23 protein-coding genes are annotated in these 23,913 nt (G+C 39.3%); 16 read left to right on the top strand and 7 right to left on the bottom strand.

The genetic code is table 11. From position 1 onward, the window contains the following. Positions 1-122: 122 nt before the first annotated feature. On the bottom strand, positions 123-584 hold the full coding sequence (locus ACFSR6_RS14005) for a peptidylprolyl isomerase (RefSeq protein WP_343523287.1): 462 nt from the start codon (positions 582-584) through the stop codon (positions 123-125). A gap of 224 nt (positions 585-808) precedes the next feature. Here ACFSR6_RS14005 and ACFSR6_RS14010 point away from each other — a divergent pair, with 224 nt between their 5' ends. Both ACFSR6_RS14010 and ACFSR6_RS14015 read left to right on the top strand, forming a co-directional pair. Then, on the top strand, positions 809-1,990 hold the full coding sequence (locus tag ACFSR6_RS14010) for an asparagine synthetase B (protein WP_379080057.1): 1,182 nt from the start codon (positions 809-811) through the stop codon (positions 1,988-1,990). Positions 1,991-2,274: 284 nt separating this feature from the next. After that, positions 2,275-3,015, top strand: a complete 741-nt coding sequence (locus tag ACFSR6_RS14015; protein WP_379079933.1) for an outer membrane beta-barrel protein — start codon at positions 2,275-2,277, stop codon at positions 3,013-3,015. A gap of 69 nt (positions 3,016-3,084) precedes the next feature. Here ACFSR6_RS14015 and ACFSR6_RS14020 read toward each other — a convergent pair whose 3' ends face one another. From ACFSR6_RS14020 to lpxK, 3 genes are read right to left on the bottom strand one after another with little or no spacing between them, the layout of a single operon-like run. After that, positions 3,085-5,091 (bottom strand): putative porin, encoded by a 2,007-nt coding sequence (locus ACFSR6_RS14020; protein WP_379079935.1) that lies wholly within the window; start codon positions 5,089-5,091, stop codon positions 3,085-3,087. Between the two features lies 1 nt (position 5,092). Further along, positions 5,093-5,908, bottom strand: a complete 816-nt coding sequence (locus ACFSR6_RS14025) for a purine-nucleoside phosphorylase (RefSeq protein ID WP_379079936.1) — start codon at positions 5,906-5,908, stop codon at positions 5,093-5,095. Beyond that, complete coding sequence (gene lpxK, locus ACFSR6_RS14030) at positions 5,880-6,941, bottom strand: tetraacyldisaccharide 4'-kinase (protein WP_379079938.1); 1,062 nt, start codon at positions 6,939-6,941, stop codon at positions 5,880-5,882. The genes ACFSR6_RS14025 and lpxK overlap by 29 nt, the downstream gene beginning before the upstream one ends. A gap of 401 nt (positions 6,942-7,342) precedes the next feature. Between lpxK and ACFSR6_RS14035 the strand changes: the two genes are divergently transcribed. The 10 genes from ACFSR6_RS14035 to ACFSR6_RS14080 all read left to right on the top strand — a co-directional run bounded on the left by ACFSR6_RS14035 (position 7,343) and on the right by ACFSR6_RS14080 (position 16,570). Continuing rightward, on the top strand, positions 7,343-8,470 hold the full coding sequence (locus ACFSR6_RS14035) for an NAD(P)/FAD-dependent oxidoreductase (RefSeq protein ID WP_379079940.1): 1,128 nt from the start codon (positions 7,343-7,345) through the stop codon (positions 8,468-8,470). Continuing rightward, positions 8,471-9,184 carry a methyltransferase domain-containing protein gene (locus tag ACFSR6_RS14040; RefSeq protein WP_379079942.1) on the top strand — a complete coding sequence of 238 codons (714 nt, stop codon included), beginning with the start codon at positions 8,471-8,473 and terminating at the stop codon, positions 9,182-9,184. Next, the gene (locus ACFSR6_RS14045) at positions 9,181-10,233 is read left to right on the top strand and encodes a type III polyketide synthase (RefSeq protein WP_379079944.1); all 1,053 of its coding nucleotides are present in this window, start codon (positions 9,181-9,183) and stop codon (positions 10,231-10,233) included. The genes ACFSR6_RS14040 and ACFSR6_RS14045 overlap by 4 nt, the downstream gene beginning before the upstream one ends. A 25-nt stretch (positions 10,234-10,258) precedes the next feature. Further along, positions 10,259-10,699 carry a 3-hydroxyacyl-ACP dehydratase FabZ family protein gene (locus ACFSR6_RS14050; protein ID WP_379079946.1) on the top strand — a complete coding sequence of 147 codons (441 nt, stop codon included), beginning with the start codon at positions 10,259-10,261 and terminating at the stop codon, positions 10,697-10,699. Further along, positions 10,692-11,969 carry a beta-ketoacyl-[acyl-carrier-protein] synthase family protein gene (locus ACFSR6_RS14055; RefSeq protein ID WP_379079948.1) on the top strand — a complete coding sequence of 426 codons (1,278 nt, stop codon included), beginning with the start codon at positions 10,692-10,694 and terminating at the stop codon, positions 11,967-11,969. Before ACFSR6_RS14050 ends, ACFSR6_RS14055 begins: the two co-directional genes overlap by 8 nt. Continuing rightward, positions 11,962-12,222, top strand: coding sequence for an acyl carrier protein (locus tag ACFSR6_RS14060; RefSeq protein ID WP_379079950.1), 261 nt, complete (start codon positions 11,962-11,964; stop codon positions 12,220-12,222). Before ACFSR6_RS14055 ends, ACFSR6_RS14060 begins: the two co-directional genes overlap by 8 nt. After that, positions 12,212-12,676, top strand: a complete 465-nt coding sequence (locus tag ACFSR6_RS14065) for a 4'-phosphopantetheinyl transferase family protein (RefSeq protein ID WP_379079952.1) — start codon at positions 12,212-12,214, stop codon at positions 12,674-12,676. Before ACFSR6_RS14060 ends, ACFSR6_RS14065 begins: the two co-directional genes overlap by 11 nt. Before the next feature lie 179 nt (positions 12,677-12,855). Then, positions 12,856-14,490: an L-glutamate gamma-semialdehyde dehydrogenase gene (gene pruA / locus ACFSR6_RS14070; protein WP_379079954.1), complete on the top strand. Its 1,635-nt coding sequence runs from the start codon at positions 12,856-12,858 to the stop codon at positions 14,488-14,490. 197 nt (positions 14,491-14,687) lie between these two features. Further along, positions 14,688-16,196, top strand: a complete 1,509-nt coding sequence (locus ACFSR6_RS14075; protein WP_379079956.1) for a sulfatase family protein — start codon at positions 14,688-14,690, stop codon at positions 16,194-16,196. 113 nt (positions 16,197-16,309) lie between these two features. Then, complete coding sequence (locus tag ACFSR6_RS14080; protein WP_379079958.1) at positions 16,310-16,570, top strand: hypothetical protein; 261 nt, start codon at positions 16,310-16,312, stop codon at positions 16,568-16,570. A gap of 58 nt (positions 16,571-16,628) precedes the next feature. Here the strand turns inward: ACFSR6_RS14080 and ACFSR6_RS14085 are convergent, their stop codons facing one another. The 3 genes from ACFSR6_RS14085 to ACFSR6_RS14095 form a co-directional block, all read right to left on the bottom strand. Then, positions 16,629-17,285 (bottom strand): carbonic anhydrase, encoded by a 657-nt coding sequence (locus ACFSR6_RS14085; RefSeq protein ID WP_379079960.1) that lies wholly within the window; start codon positions 17,283-17,285, stop codon positions 16,629-16,631. 2 nt (positions 17,286-17,287) lie between these two features. Further along, a complete protein-coding gene (locus ACFSR6_RS14090) occupies positions 17,288-18,895 on the bottom strand; it encodes a SulP family inorganic anion transporter (protein ID WP_379079961.1) in 1,608 nt (535 codons plus the stop codon). 153 nt (positions 18,896-19,048) lie between these two features. Beyond that, on the bottom strand, positions 19,049-19,393 hold the full coding sequence (locus ACFSR6_RS14095; RefSeq protein WP_379079963.1) for a hypothetical protein: 345 nt from the start codon (positions 19,391-19,393) through the stop codon (positions 19,049-19,051). A 625-nt stretch (positions 19,394-20,018) separates the two neighbouring features. Here ACFSR6_RS14095 and ACFSR6_RS14100 point away from each other — a divergent pair. The 4 genes from ACFSR6_RS14100 (at position 20,019) to ACFSR6_RS14115 (ending at position 23,859) form a co-directional block, all read left to right on the top strand. After that, positions 20,019-21,560: an acyl-CoA carboxylase subunit beta gene (locus ACFSR6_RS14100; protein ID WP_379079965.1), complete on the top strand. Its 1,542-nt coding sequence runs from the start codon at positions 20,019-20,021 to the stop codon at positions 21,558-21,560. Between the two features lie 118 nt (positions 21,561-21,678). After that, on the top strand, positions 21,679-22,842 hold the full coding sequence (locus tag ACFSR6_RS14105; RefSeq protein ID WP_379079967.1) for an MFS transporter: 1,164 nt from the start codon (positions 21,679-21,681) through the stop codon (positions 22,840-22,842). 13 nt (positions 22,843-22,855) lie between these two features. Then, positions 22,856-23,449, top strand: a complete 594-nt coding sequence (locus ACFSR6_RS14110; RefSeq protein WP_379079969.1) for a hypothetical protein — start codon at positions 22,856-22,858, stop codon at positions 23,447-23,449. A 2-nt stretch (positions 23,450-23,451) separates the two neighbouring features. Next, complete coding sequence (locus ACFSR6_RS14115) at positions 23,452-23,859, top strand: GNAT family N-acetyltransferase (protein WP_379079971.1); 408 nt, start codon at positions 23,452-23,454, stop codon at positions 23,857-23,859. Positions 23,860-23,913 lie beyond the last annotated feature (54 nt).

A 23,913-nucleotide genomic window follows, 5' to 3' on the forward strand; every position in this document is an offset into this window, starting at 1 on the left:
GCGGTTAACGGTTGGGGTTTAGCGCAATAAATTGCCTGCTGCCAAACGCTTCACGCGTTAATATTTTGCATGGTGCCAAGTGTAGCAAGCGCTATGCTCAAAGCCCTTCGCACCAGGCTATTTTAATCTTCTAAAACTTCAATATTTACAATCCTATCGCCTTGGCGGATATCGTCAACAAGATCTACATTTTCGATAACTTTACCAAAACAAGTGTGGTTTCTGTCTAAGTGTGCAGTGTTTGTTCTGCTGTGGCAGATAAAAAACTGTGAACCACCTGTGTTACGGCCTGCATGTGCCATTGATAATACACCACGGTCATGATATTGGTTGTCGCCATCCAATTCGCAATCGATTTTGTAACCCGGGCCACCAGTACCAGCTAAATGCGCAGTAGCAGGGTCTTTTGAATTCGGACATCCACCCTGAACCACGAAATTTGGAATTACACGGTGAAAGGTTACTCCATCATAAAAGCCTTCTTTAGCTAATTTTTTAAAGTTTGCAACGGCTTTTGGCGCATCATTATCGTAGAATTCTACGGTCATATCGCCTTTTTCTGTTTTTATAATTGCTTTACTCATATCAATATCGGTACTAATTTTTAACACCTAAAAAATTCTCATTTTTTTGGTAGAGGGCAAAAATAACAAAATTGTGTAACTTATAACATCATTAAATTTTTCTATCCAGTTTAAATGCGGTATTTTAGTGTTTTAAGTACACCGATTTGATCAAAAAATATTATATACTGCTCATTTGCCTGTTCTGCTCTTTAGGGCTCAGGGCTTCATCTTTATTGATTTATATGGATGAAGACCAAAAAAATCACCTGAAAGCGTATGGAATTGCCTACTGGACAATCAGCAAACAGCTGGAAGTTGATTGGCTTTTAAATTACCGTGGCGGGAGTTTTTTAATCAAATACAACAAAATCGTTGAGGACGAACTAAAGATCAGAGGGGTATCTTATGAGGTAGTGGCCGATGGAAAGGTAGTAAGCCTTTTAAACGAAATAAGCGACCCATCGGTAAACATGGAAATGGTGAAGCTGGAAAAAACGCCAAAAATTGCAGTATACTCTCCTAAGAGCAAGTTACCATGGGACGATGCCGTTACCTTGGTACTCACCTATGCCGAGATACCCTATGATGTGATTTACGATGATGATATTTTACAGGATAAATTAAGTAAATATGACTGGTTGCACCTGCATCATGAAGACTTCACCGGTCAGTACGGACGTTTTTGGGCCAATTTCAGGTATGCTACCTGGTACCAGGAAGATGTTAAAAACCAGGAAGCTTTAGCAAAACGCATGGGTTATAAAAAAGTATCCGAAATGAAATTGGCCGTAGCCAAACACATTAAAGAATACTGTGCCGGTGGTGGTTTTCTTTTCGCTATGTGTTCGGGTACCGATAGTTTCGATATTGCTTTGGCAGCAGAAGGCGTAGATATTTGTGCACAGATGTTTGACGGAGATCCGGCCGACCCAAATGCACAATCTAAACTGGATTTTAGCAAAACACTGGCCTTTCAGAATTTTAAACTCGATAATAACCCTATGAATTATGAGTTTTCTGATATAGATGCCACTCAAACCCGTACCTTAAACCAAACGAACGATTACTTTACCTTATTCGATTTTTCTGCAAAATGGGACCTCGTTCCAACCATGCTTACCCAAGACCACGATAGGGTGATTAAAGGTTTTATGGGACAAACCACAGCATTCAGAAAGAGCTTAGTGAAACCGAGTGTAACCGTTTTAGGTGAAAACAAAGGTGCGGCAGAAGTGAGGTATTTACATGGCGAAATTGGCAAAGGTCAGTTTACTTTTTACGGCGGGCACGATCCGGAAGATTATCAGCATGCTGTTGGCGATCCGCCAACAGATTTAAATCTGCATCCAAACTCGCCGGGCTATCGCCTGATCCTCAATAATGTTCTTTTTCCCGCAGCAAAAAAGAAACCTCAAAAAACATAATTTATCAAAAATTTAACTTTTGGTATTATTTCTTTTTAGGTTAAAAAATTGTTAATTCCCTACTATATTCCTGTTATGTATACAATAAATGGCGCTTTATAGCATTTCTGATCTAAGCCATAACCATACTTAAAGACCACAAAAAACGTATTGATAACCAACGTATTAGCGATCTAATTGTAACACACTTGATACTTTGGCACAGCTTTTGGATTAGCACTGACAATTAACAAGCAGGGTAAAACCTGAATTTTTAAACTAGATTTTTATAAAAGAAAAATATCATGAAAAAGTTACTATTAAGTGCATCGATCATTTTATTAGCAACAGGTGCTTTCGCTCAAACAAAAATGACTGGCGAAACTGCACGTTTTGGAATTAAAGCTGGTGTTAACCTTTCAAAATTTCATGCAGGCGGAAATGATAATGCAGCCAATGCTTTTAACGATAATGCAAAAAACAATGTTGGTTTTAATGTTACCGCATTTGGCGACTTTGGTGTAGGAAACAATTTCTTTATCCAACCAGGAGTATCATTACAGAATAAGGGTAACAAGTTTGAATCGACAGGTACAGCAACAGTAGGAAACAATACCATTACTACTACATCATCTGTTAAAACAAATTTAATGGCCATTGAAGTTCCGGTTAATGCAGTATTCAGAATCCCTACAGGTGATGCTGGTGCATTACAGATCAGTGCTGGTCCTTATATCGGTTTTAATATCTCAGGTAAAGATAAAGGACAAACTACCACTACTACGGTTAACAACAGCAACAACACAAGTGCAACTGTAACCAGTTCTAATGATAGAGACCTTTCTTTTGGTAGTGCAAGCGACAAAAATTATGGTAGCACAGACTTTGGTGCAAACTTTGGTTTAGCTTACCGCACTTCGTCAGGTTTCTTGGTAGGTGCTAACTATGGTTTAGGTTTAACCGATTTAACACCAAAAGACAGACAATCAAATTCGAATAAATTAACTAACCGTGTATTAGGATTCTCAGTTGGTTATTCATTCTAAGGAAAACCTTAAAAGCAAAAAACCTTCCTGGTGTAAAATCAGGAAGGTTTTTTTATGCCTTTTAAATTGTTAATCGTAAAAATTCCAGCTTACCCCAAATTTTAACAGGGCATCCTGCATCGGGTACCTGTTAACTGTATAATATCCTTTCTGGAATAAGCCCTGATTTACAAAATCATATTTAACAAAAATATTGGCTCTTTTTAAATTTGCCTTAAAAAACACATCAACTATCGGTTTGGAAGACAGATTGGTTGGGTTGCGTTCATCTATATAAAACTGGGCTGTTGCCGGTGAATACAAGTAGTTTGCATATTCAGAGTTGTACCTTACATCGAATCCCACATTAGCTTTTAATACCTTAAAAAAAGTATTATCAAAGTAAAGACTGTTATAGGTATAAAATTCAGGTGTTCTTAATATTGCATTTTTATCTGTTTTTTGATAAGCGAGGTAATTTTCGATCACAAACCTGCCAAACCTGGTTTTCTTTGACAGATCCAACCTAATTAAGCTAATATCGGCAGTTGCTTGTTTTGGTAAAATAGCGGTTGTACCATTGGTGTGGTCAGCCGCAAAATAAACATAATTGCTGGTTAGGTAATATTTGGCTCCCGCCATAAAACCATATTTATCATTGATATAATTGAATGATAGGTTGGCAATTTTAGTATTCTTAAAATCGGTATTTGTCCACTGGTAATGGTTACCATGATAGTAATTAAAAATAGCCGACGGGGTTTGATTTTGAACATAGGCTCCCAATTCGATCCTTCCAATGGTTTTACTTAAAAGAATTTTACTTTTTGCCTCATATAAATAATCGCCTGCATTTTCACCCTGCAAAATTTGCTGTAGGTCTAAATTGAAATCGATATTATTAGAAAAACGGTAGCCCGCGGCACCTAAAATGGTAATGTTTTGGTAAGCAAATCTACTCTGTTCGTAATTGGTTCCATCTTGTTTTATACCAAGGTATTCATGCCTGTAATAATCGTGCCTTACCCCCGCATCAACCTTTAATTCATTTTTAATAACTGAGCTGTTTTTTGGCCTTAAAAAGAAACTATAAATAAATTCATTTTTAAGGTGCTTTACATGGGTAGAATCATTTGTAAATACTGTACTGGCAATTCCCGGAGGCAGCACGTTATTAACATCTGCTCCATTTTTGTAAAAATCAAAACTGTCGTTATTATATTCAAATGTATACGAAACTTTATTGGTAGGTAAAACCGCATTATTCACATTTGCAGAGGTATCTATCCTGCCTACATAATAAGTTTGCTTTAAAAAAACAGTGTTTTTACGATATAAATTTCTTGCATCTGATAATTTAATCGGCTCTGCCTCTCGCGCAATTTTAGAATAGTTTGGATCGAATAAGTTTGTAGCTACAGTAGAGCCATTCTCGTAAGCGCGCATGGTATTAAAAATTGCCGATGCCCACATATTATAACGTTTACTCGGCGATTGGTACCAAGAAAATATAGCCACATTCAAATTATCGCCACGCTGCCTGGAATAAAAACCCCTGGAATCGCCACGGTTAAAATTAACACCAACATTCCAGTTTCTTTTTATATTCTGTGTGTGGATGGCCCTAAAAAGCTGCTCCTTTTGTCCGGCACTCACAAAATACAAACTGGTAAAGGGGGTTCTGGCCTGATAGTAAATAATATCTTCGGGTGTTAAAGCATAATAATCAAGCGAATGGAAGCCTACATCAAAACCGATTCTTTTACTGGGTTCGTATAGTAAGGGTCTGGCTGCCAGCCCCATGTTGCCATTGCTTATGGTAGGGTACAATGGCTGCAAAAGCGGACTATAATTTTGAATATTGGTTGTTGAGGTATCTAAAGGCAATAGTATAATACTGTCTTTAGTTAACGAGAGCTTGGTAAACTTGATATATTTTGCCGTAAAAACAACAGAATCTTTGCCTCCATCTAGCTTTTTCCTGACCGAATCGAGTTCCTTATTGGTACCAACACTCGTTTTTAAATCTTGTGCAAAGGTTTTGTTAATGCTTAGCAGCAGTAAGAAAAAAAAACAGATTTTAACACCTTTATGCATCTTACAGTTCAGAAATTAAGCGTATTAAAATCTCTGTCATTTTAGGCTCTGCTTTGGCTGCAGCAGCCAAAATTTCATCTAAATTAAAAGGTTGCAGGTCTTCAGGGAAACCTTCATCCGTTAATACTGAAATGGCAAAAACAGGTAACCCGGCATGATTGGCCACAATAACCTCGGGCACTGTACTCATACCAACGGCATCAGCACCAATTAAACGCAAATATTTATACTCGGCTTTTGTTTCTAAATTAGGTCCCGAAACAGCCACGTACACTCCTTTATGACAGTTAATATCAACATTTTGGGCTATTTCAAGCGCTTTAGCTATGATATCGCGCTTATAAGGCTGACTCATATCCGGGAAACGGGGACCCAACTCGCTCTCAATTAAACCACGTAATGGGTTATCGGGTTGCAAGTTGATATGATCATCGATAATCATTAAATCTCCTTTTTTAAACTCAGGATTTAACGAGCCTGCAGCATTAGATACAATTAGGTTTTCGATACCCAGCCCCTTCATTACCCTAACAGGAAAGGTGATCTGTTGCATGCTGTAACCTTCGTAATAATGTAAGCGGCCCTGCATGGCTACAATTTTTTTTCCGCTCAATGTTCCAAAAATCAGTTTTCCACTGTGGAACTCTAAAGTAGAAATTGGGAAATTTGGAATATTAGAATACATCAATTGATGCTCAACTTCAATTTCTTTTACCAAGCCACCCAAGCCAGTACCTAAGATTATGCCTATTTCTGGCTTAAAATTCTCTGTTTTACGTTTTATATATTCAACGGTTTCTTCTATTGCTCTTAACATAGTTTAAAATGAGTTCGTCAAAGATAATCTTATCCTCTTCAAATAATTCAACCTCTATGGGTAAATAATATACGGGTAAATCTACCAGTAAATCTTCAAATCCGGTAGCTTTTAAACGTTTGCTATCCTTTTCTGTTGTGATGATGATTTTATCTTTTTTATTTTCTGCTAAAAAAGTTGATCTAAACTTCTTAATATCCTCTTCTTTAAAGGCATAATGATCAGGAAATTCTTCGTGTTTAATGTTATGGGAATATTTTTCCAGTTCTTCTATTAAAGGAGCAGGATTTGCAATTCCGGTAAGCAGAAAAATTTCGAAATCTTTGACCGACTTCAAAGGGAGGTTTTCGTTATCATATAAATGGACCAAATCGCCGTACTTAAGATAAGAATGTAATACAGGTTGGCCTACATTTGGCTGCAGCTCATTTATGGAGGCTTGCTGGGCTACATGCAACAGTGGTACCGGCGATTTTGTAACCAATAATACTTCAGCTCTTTTACGTGATGAAAAGACATCCCTTAAATTTCCGGCAGGCAATAAGAACTGTAAAGTACCCAATTTTCGGAACTCGAAAAGCAAAATATTAAAGCCAGCCCTTACCGCGCGGTGCTGAAAGGCGTCATCAAGAATAATCAAATCGTGGTTTTCTTTCAACTGTTTAATCCCATTTACACGGTTTTCGCAAACAGCAACGGTAACACCTGCAAATTTTTGATGGTACTGCAAAGGTTCATCTCCAATCGTTTCGGCTGTAGCCGTGCTATCGGCAACAATAAACCCTTTCGATTTTCGTCCATAACCCCTACTCAGTATAGCAACTTTATAATCGGCCAGCAACCTTACCAAGTATTCAGTTGTAGGTGTTTTGCCTGATCCGCCAACGGCTAAATTACCTACGCAGATTACAGGCAAATCAAACATTACAGAATCTATTACACCCCAATCATAAAGTTTTTTACGGAGAATAATAGCCATTCCATAAATAACTGAAAACGGAAGCAGTAAAAGGCGTAGATAGTTAAATAGCATATCGTGATTTCAAAAATAAGGATTATTTAAAAAAGAAAGGCATCGGCTAAAACCTATGCGCAATAAAGCAACCATTAAGTGAGGTAAATGGTTTGTGTAGGAAGGTGATTTAGCCAGAACTCAGTTAACCTATTTAAGCTTGGAGTTCAGAGTTGGGTGTTTGGAGTCAGTTAACCGATTTAAACAATTAATTGATCAACCCAGTTAACAGTTTGCAATTTACAGTTAACCTATTTAAGCTTGGAGTTCGGAGTTGGGTGTTTGGAGCCAGTTAACCAGTTTTAAACAATTGACCGATTAACCTAATTAACAGTTTGCAATTTACGATTAACAATAAACTTATTTAAGCAATCGGAACAAACAATTTATTAAAACGTTATATTAGTATTCCATCTCATCTTATGCATTCCGAAACAGAAATTTTAATTATTGGAGGAGGATTGGCTGGGTTAACAGCTGCACTCCACCTGAATAAGCTCGGACTAAATGTGATACTGATCGAGAAAGATACTTATCCACATCATAAAGTTTGCGGCGAATATATTTCGAACGAGGTTTTACCTTATTTAAAATGGCTTGGCCTGGATATCGAAAGCCTTGCTCCGGCTTTGATCAGCGATCTGCTTTTCACTTCACTCTCAGGTCAAAGCCTACAAAATAAATTACCCCTCGGCGGTTTCGGGTTGAGCCGGTACAGCATTGATCACTATCTATATACCGAACTCATCAAAAGGAAAGTAAAAGTGGTACACGATCGCGTAGCACAGATAAATTTTACCGATAATCAATTTATAGTTGAAACAGCAACAGCTCTTTTTGTTGCACCTTATGTAGTCGGGGCTTACGGTAAAAGATCGGCCATTGATGTAAAACTGAACCGTGCATTCATTAATAAACAATCGCCATATTTAGCAGTGAAAGCGCATTACAAAGCCGATTTCCCTAATCACATAGTAAGTCTGCATAATTTCGAAGGCGGTTACTGTGGTGTTTCAAAAGTAGAAGAAGACAGATTAAACATCTGTTATCTTGCCAATTACGAAAGTTTTAAAAAACATAAAAACATTGTGGCTTACCAGGAAAATGTGCTCTACAAAAACAGCCACCTTAAAGCCATTTTAGAGAACGCAGAAAGCTTGTTCGAAATGCCATTAACCATCAGCCAAATTTCCTTTGAAGCCAAAGAGCCTGTTTATAACCACATTTTAATGACCGGCGATACTGCGGGCCTGATCCATCCACTTTGTGGGAACGGTATGGCCATGGCCATCCATAGTGCTAAAATTGTATCGACACTGCTGCGCCAAAAAATAGAAGGCAAAATCCCTTCGCGCCATGTGCTTGAACAAAATTATATTTCACAGTGGAACAAAGAGTTTAAGAACCGCTTAAAAATGGGCAGAATTTTATCTTCTTTGTTAAAAAACAATGCGTTTGAGCGTTTTACAATGAACACTTTGAGTAAAATGCCTTTTTTGTTAAATAGCATTATTAAACAAACACATGGGAAACCCATCATTACTACATAAATGCCTTTAGATACCACTCATAGAAGCACTGCTCACGAAATTATGGACAATTTTGCCATGGAAGGCGAAATATTACGTGATGCACTGGATAAAATTGCCCGTATTAACCAACTGCTTGGCGGCAATAAAGTTACGTTGGATGGCGTAAAAACATTGCTCGGTAGCAAACCAAAGGATGAATTGATACGTATTACTGATATTGGTTGTGGAAACGGCGATATGCTGCGTACTTTGGCCGATTACGCCAAAAACAAAGGCTTAAATTTTATGTTGAAAGGAATAGATGCCAATAGTTTTACCATCGATCACGCAAAAAGTTTATCTCAAAATTATCCTAATATCACCTACAGTTGTAGCGATGTTTTTGATGATCTGGATAAAGATGATCCTTGCGATATTATACTGTGCACCTTAACACTGCACCATTTTAAAGATGAAGAGATCATTAAACTGTTGGAAAACTTTAAAAGATCGGCAAAATTGGGCATCGTAATTAATGACCTGCAAAGAAGTGTACTGGCCTATCGTCTTTTTAAGGCGATATGTTATGTATTCCGCCTAAATGATATGTCGCGCGAAGATGGATTGGTATCAATCCTCCGCGGATTTAAAAGGGCCGATCTGGTTAAATATCAGGAACAATTAAAGTTTAAATCGAGTTCGATAAAATGGAAATGGGCTTTTCGCTATCAATGGATAATTAAAACAATATGAGTGTAACCGTAAAAGCTGTAAGCAAAGCCCTTCCCGAATTCTGGAGATCGACCGAAGAAATTTTGCCTTTCCTTGATGTTTGGCTAAAAGGTCAGGACGAGCGTTTTATTAAAAAGGTAAAAAAGATTTTTGAAAGTGCGGCAGTAGATAAAAGATATTCGATCATGTCGCCCGAAGAGGTTTTTAGCGATTTAAGTTTTGAAGAACGGAACAACATTTATGTAAGTGAGGGGATAAAACTGGGGGCTAAATGTTTGGAAACGGCACTCAAAAAAGCCAACTGGCAAGCCCATGATTTAGACTACATTATTACCGTAAGCTGTACCGGAATCATGATCCCTTCTTTAGATGCCTATTTAATTAATCTGCTCAAACTCCGCCAGGATATTATTCGTTTACCGGTAACCGAAATGGGTTGCGCCGCAGGTGTATCGGGCATGATTTACGCCAAGAATTTCCTGAAAGCCAATCCGGGCAAACGCGCAGCAGTTATTGCTGTAGAATCGCCTACCGCAACCTTTCAATTAAACGATTTTTCGATGGCCAACATTGTAAGTGCAGCAATATTTGGAGATGGTGCTGCCTGCGTATTATTAAGTTCGGATCAGGATGATACCGGACCAGCGCTTTTGGCTGAAGAAATGTACCACTTTTATGATGCTGAAGAGATGATGGGGTTTAAACTCACCAATACCGGACTACAAATGGTGCTGGATGTGGCCGTTCCGGAAACCATCGCCAATCATTTTTCAGACATCATTTATCCATTTTTGAAGAAAAACGGATTAAGGATTGACAATATAGACCATTTGATTTTTCATCCTGGCGGAAAAAAGATTATCCAGATTGTGGAAGAATTATTTGGCCAGCTGGGCAAAAATATAAACGAAACGAAAGAGGTTCTAAGACTTTACGGAAACATGAGCAGCGCAACAGTACTTTATGTTTTAGAGCAGATTATGGATAAAAAGCCTCTACCTGGAGAAAAGGGGCTGATGTTAAGCTTCGGACCAGGTTTTTCAGCACAACGTATACTTTTACAATGGTAACGGTTACTCATTCGATAATATAATCATGACAACACAAGAAATATTAGATAAACTGCCTTACGGAAAATCTTTTCTTTTTGTTGATGAATTATTGCACATTGATGAAAACGGAGTAAAGGGCACTTATATTTATACTCAAGATCTACCCTTTTACGAAAGCCATTTCAAGGGCCATCCGGTTACGCCTGCTGTAATCCTTACTGAAACCATGGCACAAATTGGCCTGGTATGCTTGGGAATTTACCTGCTGAAAGATATCAATCAAAATACATCTATTGCGATGACTTCAAACGCAATCGATTTCTTAAAACCAGTTGCACCTGGTGAGCAGGTAACGGTAACGAGCGAAAAAGTGTATTTCAGGTTTAATAAACTCAGTTGCAAGGTTAAAATGGAAAATGCAACTGGTGAAATGGTTTGCAAAGGAAATATTTCTGGCATGTTAATTTCGAAAGAAAATGGATAACAGAGTTGTAATTACCGGTTTGGGCGTATGCGCACCCAATGGCACAAGCATTGATGAGTTCTCGGATGCCATAAAAAAAGGGCTTTCGGGTATCCGCCATCAACCCGACCTGGAAGCCTTGAACTTCTCTTGCCAGATAGCAGGCAAACCAACGCTTAACGAAGAGCGGATCAGCCAGTATTTTACTTCGCTCGAATTACGAAACCTAAACAGCTCAGGAATTATATACGGTGTTATTGCTGGTTTAGATGCCTGGAAAGATGCGGGCCTGGTCACCGGAAATCATGACGAACCCGACTGGGATAGTGGTACCATTTTCGGAGCCGGTACTTCCGGGATAGATAAATTCAGATGGGCCATTAATAAGATAGATGCACTTGAAATTAAAAAATTGGGAAGTTCAGTTGTGATACAAACCATGGCCAGTGGCGTAAGTGCATTTATCAGTGGCAAACTCGGCTTAGGCAATCAGGTAAGCACCAATTCATCTGCCTGCGCAACCGGAACCGAAAGTATATTGCTGGCTTACGAAAGAATTAAAACATGTCAGGCGACAAGAATGCTGGCCGGCAGCACCAGCGACAGTGGCCCTTATATTTGGGGTGGTTTTGATGCCATGAAGGTTTGTACTTTTAAACATAACCATGATCCGGAAAAAGGTAGCCGCCCTATGAGTACAACAGCAAGTGGCTTTGTACCCGGAAGCGGTGCCGGTGCATTAGTATTGGAATCGCTCGAGAGTGCAATGGCAAGGAAAGCAAAAGTTTATGCAGAAGTATGCGGTGGTCATATCAATTCTGGTGGTCAGCGGGGTTTAGGCTCTATGACTGCACCAAATCCTACCGCCGTGCAGCGGTGTATCCGGGCAGCCTTAAAAAATGCAGGTATTAAAGCCGATGAAATCGATGTGATTAACGGCCACCTTACGGCCACCACTAAAGATGCACTTGAAATAGAAAACTGGAAAGCAGCATTGCAATTACCCGTTGATGATTTCCCATATATCAATTCTTTAAAAGGCATGGTTGGTCATTGTATTGCGGCATCAGGCAGTATAGAATGCGTAGCTTCGGTACTTGAACTTTCGGAGGGCTTTATATTCCCTAATATTAATTGCGAAGACTTAAATCCCGAGATTAGCGCTTTAATTGATGCGAAATGCATTCCACAAACCGTAATTTATAAACCATTTAATACCTTAGCTAAAGCCAGTTTTGGTTTTGGTGATATTAATGCCTGCGTTATCTTTAAAAAATACACCCATGAATAAAGAAGAGATTATTGATGCTTTGAAAAAAATTATCGAGCCCTACAGCGAAGAGACAACAGCCTTGGCCTATATTGACGAAAACACCGATTTTATAAATGATTTAAAAATAAATTCGGCCAATTTGGTTGATATTGTTTTAGATATCGAAGAGAAATTTAACATCGAAATAGACAACGATTCGATGGCTAAAATGCTTACGGTAAAAGCTACAACCGAAATTATAGCTCAAAAACTGGAATCACATGCTGGGTAACGATATTGTTGATCTTGACCTGGCTAAAATCCAAAGTAACTGGAGGCGTAAGAACTACCTGAATAAGATTTTCACCGCTGATGAACAGTTGATGGTTACATCAGCACCAAACCCAGATCTAATGGTATGGCTGTTATGGAGTATGAAAGAATCGGCTTATAAAATTTACAACCGTAAAACCGGAATCCGAAATTTTGCACCAAAAAGCTTAACCTGTACTCTTTCACCAAACTCTGATTATATAAAAGGCAAAGTAAGCATTGATAAAGATGTTTATTTCACCAAAAGTGATGTACATCCAGGCTATCTTCATACGATAGCTACCCCTATTTACCATCAATTAGCTAAAATCAGAATAAATATCTACCAATCTCCGGAAAATCTTTTTGATTATAAAAGCACTAAACCTGGGTGCGTAAGCCATCACGGTCGGTATTTGGCTTTGGTGTATTAATTTCAAACTACCCGTATTTTAACCACACTTTCTTTAAAATTACCCATTCCCGGGCGTTGGTCATCGAACCTCCAACCCCTGACTATTCTACACAAACGTTTGCCCTGTTTTCTTTACAGAATAATAGAATTGCCTACCTCAAAAAGCATTATCTTTGTCCAAATCATAAAAAATAAAATATGCTTAAAGGATTTTTTAACGTACCTACCCCGGTTAATGAGCCCATTAACAGCTATGCGCCTGGCACAAAAGAACGTTTGCTTTTAAAAGAGGCTATTGCCAATGCCCGTTCTAAACAATTGGATATTCCGATGTTTATTGGCGGACAAGAGGTACATACTAATAATAAAAAGAAAGTAGTCGCTCCACACGATCACCAACATGTACTGGCTACCTTTAGTTATGGCGATAAAAACCATGTAAAACAAGCCATAGACGCTGCTTTGGCCGCCAAGGCTGATTGGGAAGCTTTAGCTTGGGAACATAGAGCTGCTATTTTTATGAAAGCTGCCGATTTGTTTGCCACAAAATACCGCTACCAAATTAATGCAGCAACCATGCTTGGGCAAAGTAAAAATGCTTATCAGGCTGAAATTGATGCCGCTTGCGAACTGGTTGATTTCTTGCGTTTTAATGTAAGTTACATGCATGACATTTATGGCCAACAACCGCCTGTATCGCCAAATGGCATGTGGAACAGAACAGAACAACGTCCTTTAGAGGGTTTTATATTTGCTTTAACACCTTTCAACTTTACCGCAATTGCAGGTAATTTACCTGCTTGTGTAGCTATGATGGGTAATGTGGTTGTTTGGAAACCTGCAGACACCCAAGTTTACGCAGCTAATGTAATTATGCAGGTTTTCCGTGAAGCAGGCTTACCTGACGGTGTAATTAATCTTATTTTTGCCGATGGTCCGGAAGTTGGCGATGTGGTTTTTAATCATGCTGATTTTGCGGGTATCCACTTTACAGGCTCAACAAAAGTTTTTCAGGAAATTTGGAAAACAATCGGAACAAACATTCATAAATATAAATCATATCCACGCATAGTTGGCGAAACTGGTGGTAAAGATTTTATCCTGGTTCATCCAAGTGCAGATGTTGCTGCTTCGGTTACTGCAATTGTTAGGGGTGCGTTCGAATATCAGGGCCAAAAATGTTCTGCAGCTAGTCGTACTTATATCCCACAAAGCCTGTGGCCTGAGATTAAAAAATTAATGATCAGAGATTTAGCTTCATTTAAAATGGGCGGAACAGAAGATTTCAGCAACTTTATTAATGCAGTTATTGATGAGCGTTCTTTCGATAAATTGGCTAAATACATTGATCAGGCTAAAAAAGATAAAGGTGTAGAAGTTATTGCCGGTGGCAATTACGATAAAAGCAAAGGTTATTTTATCGAACCTACTGTCTTAGTTGTTGATGATCCGAAATACACCACCATGTGTGAGGAACTTTTTGGTCCAGTATTATCTGTATACGTATATGAAGATCAAGAATTTGACCAGATTTTAGAAATAATCGATACCACCTCACCTTATGCATTAACGGGCGCCATTTTATCACAAGATAGATATGCCATAGAAAAAGCCAGTTATGCTTTACGCAACTCAGCTGGTAATTTTTACATTAACGATAAATGTACAGGTGCCGTAGTTGGGCAACAACCATTTGGTGGCGCAAGAGGATCAGGCACGAACGATAAGGCTGGCGCAATGATCAATTTATTACGTTGGGTTTCTCCACGTACCATTAAAGAAACCTTTAACCCTCCAACAGATTACCGTTACCCATTCTTAGCAGAAGATTAATATTTACATACAAGGCCAAGCATGATTGTTTGGCCTTTTTTATGCACATATAGTCCTTGTTTGCAACGAGGATTATGGAGAAAAGCGATTGTATCGCTTAACTTATACGCCACATTAAAAATGTGGCTCTCGTGCATCCTCGTTATAAACGAGGACAATTGCATTAATTTTAAAAACATCAACATCCTTTTCTAACCATGAACCACAAATTTTTATTATCCCTGCTTGTCGCGCTGACAAGCTTTAACTTTTACGCTACTGCACAAAAGAAACCCAATGTAATTATCATCTATGCAGACGATCTGGGTTATGGCGACCTCAGCTGTTATGGTGCAACCAAAATAAAAACCCCAAATATCGACGCTCTCGCAAAGCAAGGAATACGTTTTACCAATGGCCATGCCACTGCATCTACCTGTACACCTTCGCGCTATTCTTTAATGACTGGGAGATACGCATGGCGCAAAGAAGGAACAGGCATTTTGCCTGGCGATGCCGCATTAATTATCCCAACAGATAATAGCTCCCTACCCTCAATTTTTCAGCAGGCCGGTTATAAAACAGGTCTTGTTGGCAAATGGCATTTGGGTTTAGGCAATACCGTAGAAAAAGACTGGAACAAAGAAGTAAAACCCGGTCCGAAAGAAGTTGGTTTTGATTATTCCTTTATTTTTCCGGCTACTGCCGATAGGGTGCCAACCGTTTTTATGGAAAATCAATTGGTGGTAGGTTTAGACCCTAAAGATCCAATTACGGTTGATTATAAAAACCCAATTGGTACAGACCCAACGGGGAAGGATCATCCCGAACTGTTAAAAATGCCTGCTGAAGCTAATCATGGGCACAACCAAACTATTGTAAACGGTATTGGTCGTATTGGGTACATGCAGGGTGGCAAACTTGCCCGCTGGACTGATGAGGAGGTACCGCTTACTTTTTTAACGAAAGCGAAAAATTTTATCGAAGATCATAAACAAGAGCCTTTTTTCCTGTACTATGCCTTAACCGAACCACATGTACCACGTTTACCTGCCACCATGTTTAAAGGTAAAAGTGAATTGGGCAATCGGGGTGATGTCATTTTACAACTCGATTGGGCAGTTGGTGAAATCACTAAACAACTAAAATATCTGGGTCTTGATAAAAATACAATGATCATTTTTAGCAGCGACAACGGTCCGGTAATTATGGATGGCTACGAAGATCAGGGTTTCGAAAAATTGAACGGCCACACACCTGCTGGTAGTTTACGCGGAGGAAAATACAGCATTTTAGAAGGTGGTACACGCGAGCCTTTTATTATTTCGTGGCCGGCAAAAATTAAACCCGGTGTTTCAGGTGCCTTAGTTTCTCAAATTGATTTCTTAGCCTCATTTGCAAGCTTCTTCAATATAGAAAGTAAAAACGCAATTGACAGTAAAAATGTATGGGATGCCTTTACCGGGAAAGACCAAAAAGGCCGCAGCTCCTTTATCGAACAGAGTGGTCAATTGGCAATTGTTAAAGACAATTGGAAATACATCAGGCCCTCAAAAGGAGAAGCTTTTTATAAGCTTACCCATACCGACAGTGGAAATCTGCCGGTGGTACAACTATACAACCTTGAGGATGATTTGGGCGAAAAAAACAATCTTGCCCTAAAATATCCGGAAAAAGTGAAAGAATTGGAAGCTTTATTAAGCTCTGAAGAAGCAAAAACCAAATAAAAACACATCAGCTGGCCAGTCTTTCTGGCCGGCTCTATTTATACAACACTGGTTAAAGATATGAAACCAATCTTCTTTTGTGCTGTTTATATAAAATAGCTTAAAGGAAGATTATGGAAAACACAAAAGATAATAACGAAAACCTGGGCAATAAAAATGCAGATAATGCAGCAGATAAAACGAACATGCCCGAACAGCAGGTACCCCGCCACCGCAGCAATAATAAAGAAAAGAAAAACACTGTAAAAACCGATGCCGGCAACCTGGGCAGAAATTTCGGAGGAGGCGATTTTGGCGCCGAAGAAGCAAGGGAAGATGCCGAAAAAGGCAATAAAGGTAGCGCAGGCAATATGCCACACAGCACAAAAAAATAAAAGCCCGGATAAATCCGGGCTTTCCCTAACAACTAAAAAATAACACCTGATCGGCGTTTTAACTTACCTTAAATGCAGGCGAAACATCATCAAGGCTTTTGGTTGTTACCCCTAAATCTTTGATCAATCCTGTTTTTAAGCTATATACCCAGGCATGTACCGATAAGTCTTGTCCATTAGCCCAGGCACTCTGAACTATTGACGTATTCATCACTTTGGCAGCCCCTTCAATCGCATTTAACTCCACTAAACGATCGAATTTCTGATCAGGATACTGGATGTCCGATAGTTCCTGATCGTGAAGACGGTATACATCACGGATGTTTCTCAACCAGTTATCGATTAAACCAACCTGTTTATCGCCCAATGCAGCCTTAACACCACCACAGCCGTAATGACCGCAAACAATAACGTGTTTTACCTTTAATACATTGATTGAGTAATCGAGTACCGACAGCAAATTCATATCGGTATGCACCACCACATTGGCAATGTTTCTGTGTACAAAAATATCTCCGGGTCTTGTATTGGTAATCTGGTTGGCAGGCACACGGCTGTCAGAACAACCGATCCATAAAACCGGCGGAGCCTGGCCTGCAGATAGTTTATCAAAAAAGGCAGGATCGCTATCAATTGTATCCTTAACCCAGTCTTTATTCCCTTGTAATAAACTTTCGTATGTTATGTCTTTCGTATCTATTGTTTTAGCGCACATAATTATAACTTATTAATATCTTCTTCTACTTTTATATTCAATTTTGGAACAGAATAATGTTTCTGTATGTTTTCTAAAGTTACCACAATGCCCTTGGTGTAAGCATTATGCTTGTAATTGTAAATGGTTTCCAATACATCCGGATCGATATACCTTGCATTCGAACCGTCAATAATCACATTGGTTTCTTTCGGAATATCCGTTAAAAGTACCTGTATCGCTGCTTTATTTAAAAAGGAAACCTCTTCGGCCAGTTTAATCCTGATGTTTTTTTTATCACCTTCTTTCGCTATTCGGTAAAAAAAGGGGTTACGCATGTTGGTACGCAACAGGTAGAAAACCGAAACCAGCATTCCAATGGCAACGCCTTTTAACAGATCGGTAAATAATACCGCCACAACGGTAACCACAAAGGGTACAAACTGGTCCCAGCCCTTATGGTACATGTGTTTAAACAGGCTGATCCGGGTTAGCTTATAACCGGTTACCAATAAAATGGCAGCTAAACACGATAGCGGGATCATGTTAATCAAACCCGGTATAAACAACAGCGACAACAACAGCCAAATACCATGAAAAATAGCCGACATCTTGGTTCTACCGCCTGCATTAACGTTGGCAGAGCTGCGTACAATTACCGATGTCATAGGTAAACCACCCACCATACCGCTGGTAATGTTTCCTATGCCTTGCGAAATCAGCTCCCTATTTGTAGGTGTTATACGTTTAATGGGATCGATTTTATCAATCGCTTCGATACTTAGCAAAGTTTCCAAACTGGCAACAATGGCAATGGTTAACGCTACGATATAGACGTTTTTATTGGCCAATTGTGAAAAATCGGGCAATGTAAATAAACGGGCAAACTCATCAAAGCCATTAACCACCGGAATTTTCACCATCTGATCAGCACGTAATGGATGATCGGTACCTGCAAAAAACAGCGTGCCCAAAACGCCCAAAGTTACAACCAATAACGGAGCCGGTACAATGGCCAGTTTCTGAAATTTAGGCCAGATGACCAGGATGGCTACTGATAAGACACTGATCACCACAGCTCCCAGACTGAAATGACTTATGGCAGCCGTAATTGCCGAAAAAGTATTTTCATGATCTTGTTGAAAGAAACCTTCGTCGCCCGTAAAGTCAGTATCAACACCTAATGCATGAGGCAACTGTTTTAGGATCAAAATCAGTCCGATGGCTGCAAGCATCCCTTCAATTACACTCGAAGGAAAATAATTACCAATGGTACCTGCTTTAACCAGACCTAAAATCAACTGAAATACCCCGGCAAGGACCACAGCAAGTAAAAAGGTAGGATAACTTCCCAAAGAGGTTATTGCTCCCAGAACAATAACCGTTAAACCTGCTGCAGGCCCACTCACACTTAATTGCGAGCCACTGCATGAGGCAACTACGATCCCCCCGATAATACCGGTGATTAAACCGGCAAATAATGGTGCACCAGAAGCTAATGCAATGCCCAAACATAGTGGCAAGGCCACTAAAAACACCACAATACTTGAAGGTAAATCTTTCTTTAGATTCTTTTTAAGAAAATATTTTTTCACGTCCGAACCTGAAAAGGCCGGGTTAAACTTTTGCATAACGATATAATTATCTGGTAAATTTTAACGAATAAATCGTAGGAGGATTTCAAGACATATCCAGAACAGCATTACATTATGTTTTAAAATTTTAAACACAACGTTTATGCTCAATTCAATTGAACAGGCCAGAATTACTCCAATAATAAAAAACTAGATTACGTTAGGCGGTGGTGTCGGAACAGTAGGATGATATGGGTCTACATATCTTTTAAAATGTTCTATAAAACTGCTCTTCAGAAAGAAATGGCTTGAAGAGAACTCGTAAGAAAAGATAGGATGATTAAGCTCAACAATTTTAAAATCGGTAAATTTTGCTGTGTCTTTAGCGGTATCCTTTCCGCCTTCATGCTCTAACTCAATCTGCATGATTACAGCATTCATGATTTCCTTGTCAATACCCGTACAAAATACCGGTGCAGCAGCTATCCCCATCTTCGCCATGAAGATGAACATAAATGAGGCAACGATCAAATACTTGTATTTCCTTAAAAACATCTAAAATTTCTAATGTTATTTTAATACTAACAATTACAAAAATAAACGGATAATTGGTTTTTCAATACCGTAAGCTGTAAAAAAAATGTAATATAAGTAAAATACAGGCATTTACGATGTAGAAATAAGATTCTTTTCAGGTTTTGAAAACAGCCGGTTCCGTTATTATCGGCCAGTCCAGTCCTGCCATCCGCTATATCTTTTTTGGCAAAATTAGTTTTAATTCAAAATCAAAAAAAGCCAAAAAGGATGCCGCTGCTGTCCCTTAGCTTTATAAACAAAAGCTTATTCTAAACAGCCCATTTTTATTACCGGCAGACGAAAAAATCGCTGTTCCCTGCATGGACCTAGGTTAAATAAATCCGATTGCAGGGAAGAGCTTCCGATCTTTCATCGGAACTCGTACCAAAAAGCGGGACTGAAATTGCCAAAAGCACGGAACCGTTCATTTCCAATTAACACTATAATATTTTTCTTTTTTGGAAATGCAAGATCAGTTTTCATAGGTACGATAGTCTGGCCAGCTGCTTTACTCAAAATCGCGTATTAGGCCTGGATAAAATAACACCGCTTATCTTGCATTACCGTTAGTAATTTTTAATTTTAAAATCTCATAGCATCAGCAATGGATAAAAAAATAGCATTACTTAAAGATAAAATCAACCAGGCCAACCTTGGTGGCGGACAGGATCGGATCGATAGTCAGCATAAAAAGGGAAAACTAACCGCCCGCGAGCGTATTCATTTTTTAATGGACGAAGGCAGTTTCGAAGAAATTGGCATGATGGTTACCCACCGCAGTACCGATTTTGGCATGGAGCGCGAAAAGTATCTTGGTGATGGTGTGGTAACCGGTTACGGAACCATTAACGGACGCCTGACCTATGTTTTCTCTCAGGATTTTACGGTATTTGGTGGCTCATTATCCGAAACACACGCCGAAAAAATCTGTAAACTCATGGATATGGCCATGAAAAACGGTGCACCACTAATTGGCTTAAACGATAGTGGGGGTGCCCGTATACAAGAAGGCGTTGTTTCTTTGGGTGGTTATGCCGATATCTTTTACAAAAATGTACAGGCATCAGGGGTTATTCCACAGCTATCGGCTATTATGGGACCTTGTGCCGGTGGAGCAGTGTATTCGCCTGCCATTACCGATTTTATCCTGATGGTAGAAAATACTTCCTATATGTTTGTTACCGGACCTAACGTAGTAAAAACAGTAACACATGAAGAAGTAACTTCGGAAGAACTGGGCGGAGCCAGTACACATGCAACAAAATCGGGCGTTACCCACTTCGCCTGCGCCAATGAAATAGAGGCTATTAACCACCTGAAAAAGTTACTGAGCTATATGCCTCAAAACTGTGAAGAGACTGCCGGCCATCTACCTTACGAAAGTACTGACGAAAACCGACCAGAACTAAACACTTTTATGCCTGAGAATGCTTCGCAACCTTACGATATCCGCGAAGTTATTGCAACCGCTGTCGATGCCGATAGCTTTCTGGAAGTGCATGCTGCTTATGCAGAAAATATTGTGGTTGGTTTTGCCCGTTTAGCAGGAAGAAGCATCGGCATAGTAGCCAATCAACCCGCCTACCTGGCCGGTGTTTTAGATAGTAATGCCTCTAACAAAGCAGCCCGTTTTGTCCGTTTTTGCGACTGTTTTAACATCCCATTACTGGTGTTTGAAGATGTACCGGGCTTTTTACCGGGCACTGATCAGGAATGGAACGGCATTATCACCAATGGGGCAAAATTATTATATGCATTTAGCGAAGCTACCGTGCCACGCATTACCGTAATTACCCGAAAAGCCTACGGAGGGGCTTACGATGTAATGAACAGCAAGCACATAGGTGCAGATATGAACTATGCCTGGCCAAGTGCCGAAATTGCAGTTATGGGTGCAAAAGGCGCTGCTGAAATTATCTTTAAACGCGAGATTACTTCAGCAGAAAACCCGGAAGAAAAATGGCTGGAGAAAGAAAAAATTTACTCTGATATCTTTGCTAACCCCTACCGTACAGCAGAACGCGGCTTTGTTGATGAAGTAATAGAACCTGCCCAAACCCGCATAAAGTTGATAAAAGCTTTCAAGATGTTAGAAAATAAGGTGGTAAACAACCCCAGAAAGAAACACGGAAATATACCTTTGTAAAGATGGAAAATGGATGAGGTAAGATGGTAGATGGAACAACTACACTGTCATTATACATCGTACTTTTTTAATTTCATCATCCATTTTACATTGTACATCTTACATTATATAACGTTACATGTTAAAACGAGCCGATATCCTCCTCATGGCTTTTTGCACGGGCCTTATTGTTGCAAACATTTATTACTGTCAGCCATTGGTGATCTTGATTGCAAAAGATTTTAACCTCACCGAAACCAATGCCGGTAAAATTACCTACCTTACGCAGATTGGCTATGCGCTTGGACTTTTCCTTTTGGTACCACTGGGTGATATGTTTGAGCGTAAAAAGCAGATCCTTGTCATTACAGGACTGGCTATTTTTGCACTTTTAATTGCTGCGCTTTCTCGGAGCTTTTTTATACTGGAAGCAGCTTCGGTCCTGATTGGTACCTGCTCTATCGTACCACAATTAATTTTGCCACTGGCCGCTAATTTAAGCAGCGATGAAAACCGTGGAGCAAACATCGGCATGATTATGAGTGGCTTGCTGGTAGGTATTTTAGCCTCGCGCGCGGTAAGCGGAAGCATAGGCTTTTGGCTGGGATGGAGAGCAGTTTATTATATTGCCGCTGCGATATGTGGCTTGCTGATCTTTTTAATGGCCAAACGTTTTCCTCAAAGTTTCCCTTCATTTAAGGGATCTTACAAAGCGCTCATGGGATCGATGTTCGGTTATATTAAAACACAACCCGCCCTAAGAGAAACTTCCCTTATCAACTTTTTGGCATTTGCCATTATCAGTGCATTTTGGACTACTATGGTGCTTTTTTTAGCCAATCCACCCTTTAACTTTCAAACCTTACAGATTGGTTTATTTGGTATTGCCGGTGCTGCCGGCGCCTTGGCCGCTCCATTGGTCGGAAAATTAAGCGATGGCAGCAATCCCCGTAAAAACCTGATGATTGGTTTTATCCTGCAGCTGGTGAGCATGGCCCTGTTTTATTTTACCGGCAACCATTTATACCTGTTTGTAATTGGCATTGTACTGATCGATATAGGGCAGCAGGCTATACATGTAACCAACCAGACCCGCATTTACATGCTGATCCCTGAAGCCAGGAACAGGCTCAACACCATTTTTATGTCGGTTAGTTTTATCGGTGCAAGTTGTGGCTCAGCATTAGGTTTGTGGCTTTGGGCTCAGGGCGGATGGGCCTTATTCTGTTATGGGATGACAGGTATAATTATCCTTAACATTTTAATTTATCAGTTTTACGGAAAGAAAAAATCAAACAACTAAACTATAAATCTTCATGAAATCTAAAAACGCAATCAAAACACTTTTAATCTTAATTATCTGTACGGCCATTTTTGGAAGTGCAAAAGCACAGGACAGTACAAAAGTAGAACAGCCAACAGAAGTAAAGTCACTCAATAAAATACGGCTTACCCTTCTTGGCGTTAGTTATGAAAGAGAACAAAAAGTAGGTAAAACAACTTCGGTCTATTTTGGCGCAGGAGCAGAAGGAGCATTTATTTATCAAACCGAAATTACAATTGACAACAATTATAATATTAGTACTCATACGAAAACAGATTTCAAAGTTTATCCTGCATTAAATGCCGGATTTAGACATTATTACAATTTTAACCGAAGAATTAAAAAAGGTAAAAAAACCTTAAATAACAACGCTGGTTACGTAGGCCTTGATGTGCTAGCAATCGTCCCTACGCAAAGCAATACTGTATATGGTTATCAGGTCAATATTATGCCTCAATGGGGATTTCAAACTGCCGTAGGCAGGAAAATTAACTTTGAACTGGCTTTAGGTCCCATTGCTGCAATCAACAAAACCGACACCTATTACGGGATTGGCGGAAGAATTGGCTTTAGTTTTTTATTATAATTATGGTTCAAATTGAGCAAATATTCCCCTCTCTAACCTGGCGGATCAGGCATGAGGCCATGTATCCGGAATTACCTTTTGATTCTGTAAAACTGCCTGATGATTTTGATGGCATCCATTTCGGACTATATCTCGATCATAAACTAACAGGCGTTGTTTCACTCTTTCATAATGACAGCATTTATCAGTTCAGAAAACTGGCCGTTCTCCCATCGGCACAAAGAGGAGGTTTGGGTTCACAGCTAATGGCGTATATACTCGATTTTTGTAAAATTCAAAAAGCGACAAAACTATGGTGCAATGCGCGTGTAAATGCTAAAGAATTTTATTTTAAATTTGGCTTCTACGAAACAGATAAAACCTTTTTTAAAGATGGTTACGATTTTGTGATCATGGAAAAAGAACTTTAAATTACCAACCGTCATGCTGAATTTAGTTCAGCATCTCATTAATCAGATCCTGAA

This window comes from Pedobacter vanadiisoli, assembly GCF_042684385.1.
Taxonomy (GTDB): Bacteria; Bacteroidota; Bacteroidia; order Sphingobacteriales; family Sphingobacteriaceae; genus Pedobacter; species Pedobacter vanadiisoli.

Excerpts from the sequence above, each read along its gene's own strand:
- ACFSR6_RS14050 (WP_379079946.1), top strand. The coding sequence starts at position 10,259 with ATGACAACACAAGAAATATTAGATAAACTGCCTTACGGAAAATCTTTT.
- ACFSR6_RS14020 (WP_379079935.1), bottom strand. The coding sequence starts at position 5,091 with ATGCATAAAGGTGTTAAAATCTGTTTTTTTTTCTTACTGCTGCTAAGC.
- ACFSR6_RS14060 (WP_379079950.1), top strand. The coding sequence starts at position 11,962 with ATGAATAAAGAAGAGATTATTGATGCTTTGAAAAAAATTATCGAGCCC.
- ACFSR6_RS14015 (WP_379079933.1), top strand. The coding sequence starts at position 2,275 with ATGAAAAAGTTACTATTAAGTGCATCGATCATTTTATTAGCAACAGGT.
- lpxK (WP_379079938.1), bottom strand. The coding sequence starts at position 6,941 with ATGCTATTTAACTATCTACGCCTTTTACTGCTTCCGTTTTCAGTTATT.
- pruA (WP_379079954.1), top strand. The coding sequence starts at position 12,856 with ATGCTTAAAGGATTTTTTAACGTACCTACCCCGGTTAATGAGCCCATT.
- ACFSR6_RS14010 (WP_379080057.1), top strand. The coding sequence starts at position 809 with ATGGATGAAGACCAAAAAAATCACCTGAAAGCGTATGGAATTGCCTAC.
- ACFSR6_RS14025 (WP_379079936.1), bottom strand. The coding sequence starts at position 5,908 with ATGTTAAGAGCAATAGAAGAAACCGTTGAATATATAAAACGTAAAACA.
- ACFSR6_RS14100 (WP_379079965.1), top strand. The coding sequence starts at position 20,019 with ATGGATAAAAAAATAGCATTACTTAAAGATAAAATCAACCAGGCCAAC.
- ACFSR6_RS14065 (WP_379079952.1), top strand. The coding sequence starts at position 12,212 with ATGCTGGGTAACGATATTGTTGATCTTGACCTGGCTAAAATCCAAAGT.
- ACFSR6_RS14085 (WP_379079960.1), bottom strand. The coding sequence starts at position 17,285 with ATGTGCGCTAAAACAATAGATACGAAAGACATAACATACGAAAGTTTA.
- ACFSR6_RS14115 (WP_379079971.1), top strand. The coding sequence starts at position 23,452 with ATGGTTCAAATTGAGCAAATATTCCCCTCTCTAACCTGGCGGATCAGG.
- ACFSR6_RS14080 (WP_379079958.1), top strand. The coding sequence starts at position 16,310 with ATGGAAAACACAAAAGATAATAACGAAAACCTGGGCAATAAAAATGCA.
- ACFSR6_RS14040 (WP_379079942.1), top strand. The coding sequence starts at position 8,471 with ATGCCTTTAGATACCACTCATAGAAGCACTGCTCACGAAATTATGGAC.
- ACFSR6_RS14090 (WP_379079961.1), bottom strand. The coding sequence starts at position 18,895 with ATGCAAAAGTTTAACCCGGCCTTTTCAGGTTCGGACGTGAAAAAATAT.
- ACFSR6_RS14075 (WP_379079956.1), top strand. The coding sequence starts at position 14,688 with ATGAACCACAAATTTTTATTATCCCTGCTTGTCGCGCTGACAAGCTTT.
- ACFSR6_RS14035 (WP_379079940.1), top strand. The coding sequence starts at position 7,343 with ATGCATTCCGAAACAGAAATTTTAATTATTGGAGGAGGATTGGCTGGG.
- ACFSR6_RS14105 (WP_379079967.1), top strand. The coding sequence starts at position 21,679 with ATGTTAAAACGAGCCGATATCCTCCTCATGGCTTTTTGCACGGGCCTT.
- ACFSR6_RS14005 (WP_343523287.1), bottom strand. The coding sequence starts at position 584 with ATGAGTAAAGCAATTATAAAAACAGAAAAAGGCGATATGACCGTAGAA.
- ACFSR6_RS14110 (WP_379079969.1), top strand. The coding sequence starts at position 22,856 with ATGAAATCTAAAAACGCAATCAAAACACTTTTAATCTTAATTATCTGT.
- ACFSR6_RS14055 (WP_379079948.1), top strand. The coding sequence starts at position 10,692 with ATGGATAACAGAGTTGTAATTACCGGTTTGGGCGTATGCGCACCCAAT.
- ACFSR6_RS14045 (WP_379079944.1), top strand. The coding sequence starts at position 9,181 with ATGAGTGTAACCGTAAAAGCTGTAAGCAAAGCCCTTCCCGAATTCTGG.
- ACFSR6_RS14095 (WP_379079963.1), bottom strand. The coding sequence starts at position 19,393 with ATGTTTTTAAGGAAATACAAGTATTTGATCGTTGCCTCATTTATGTTC.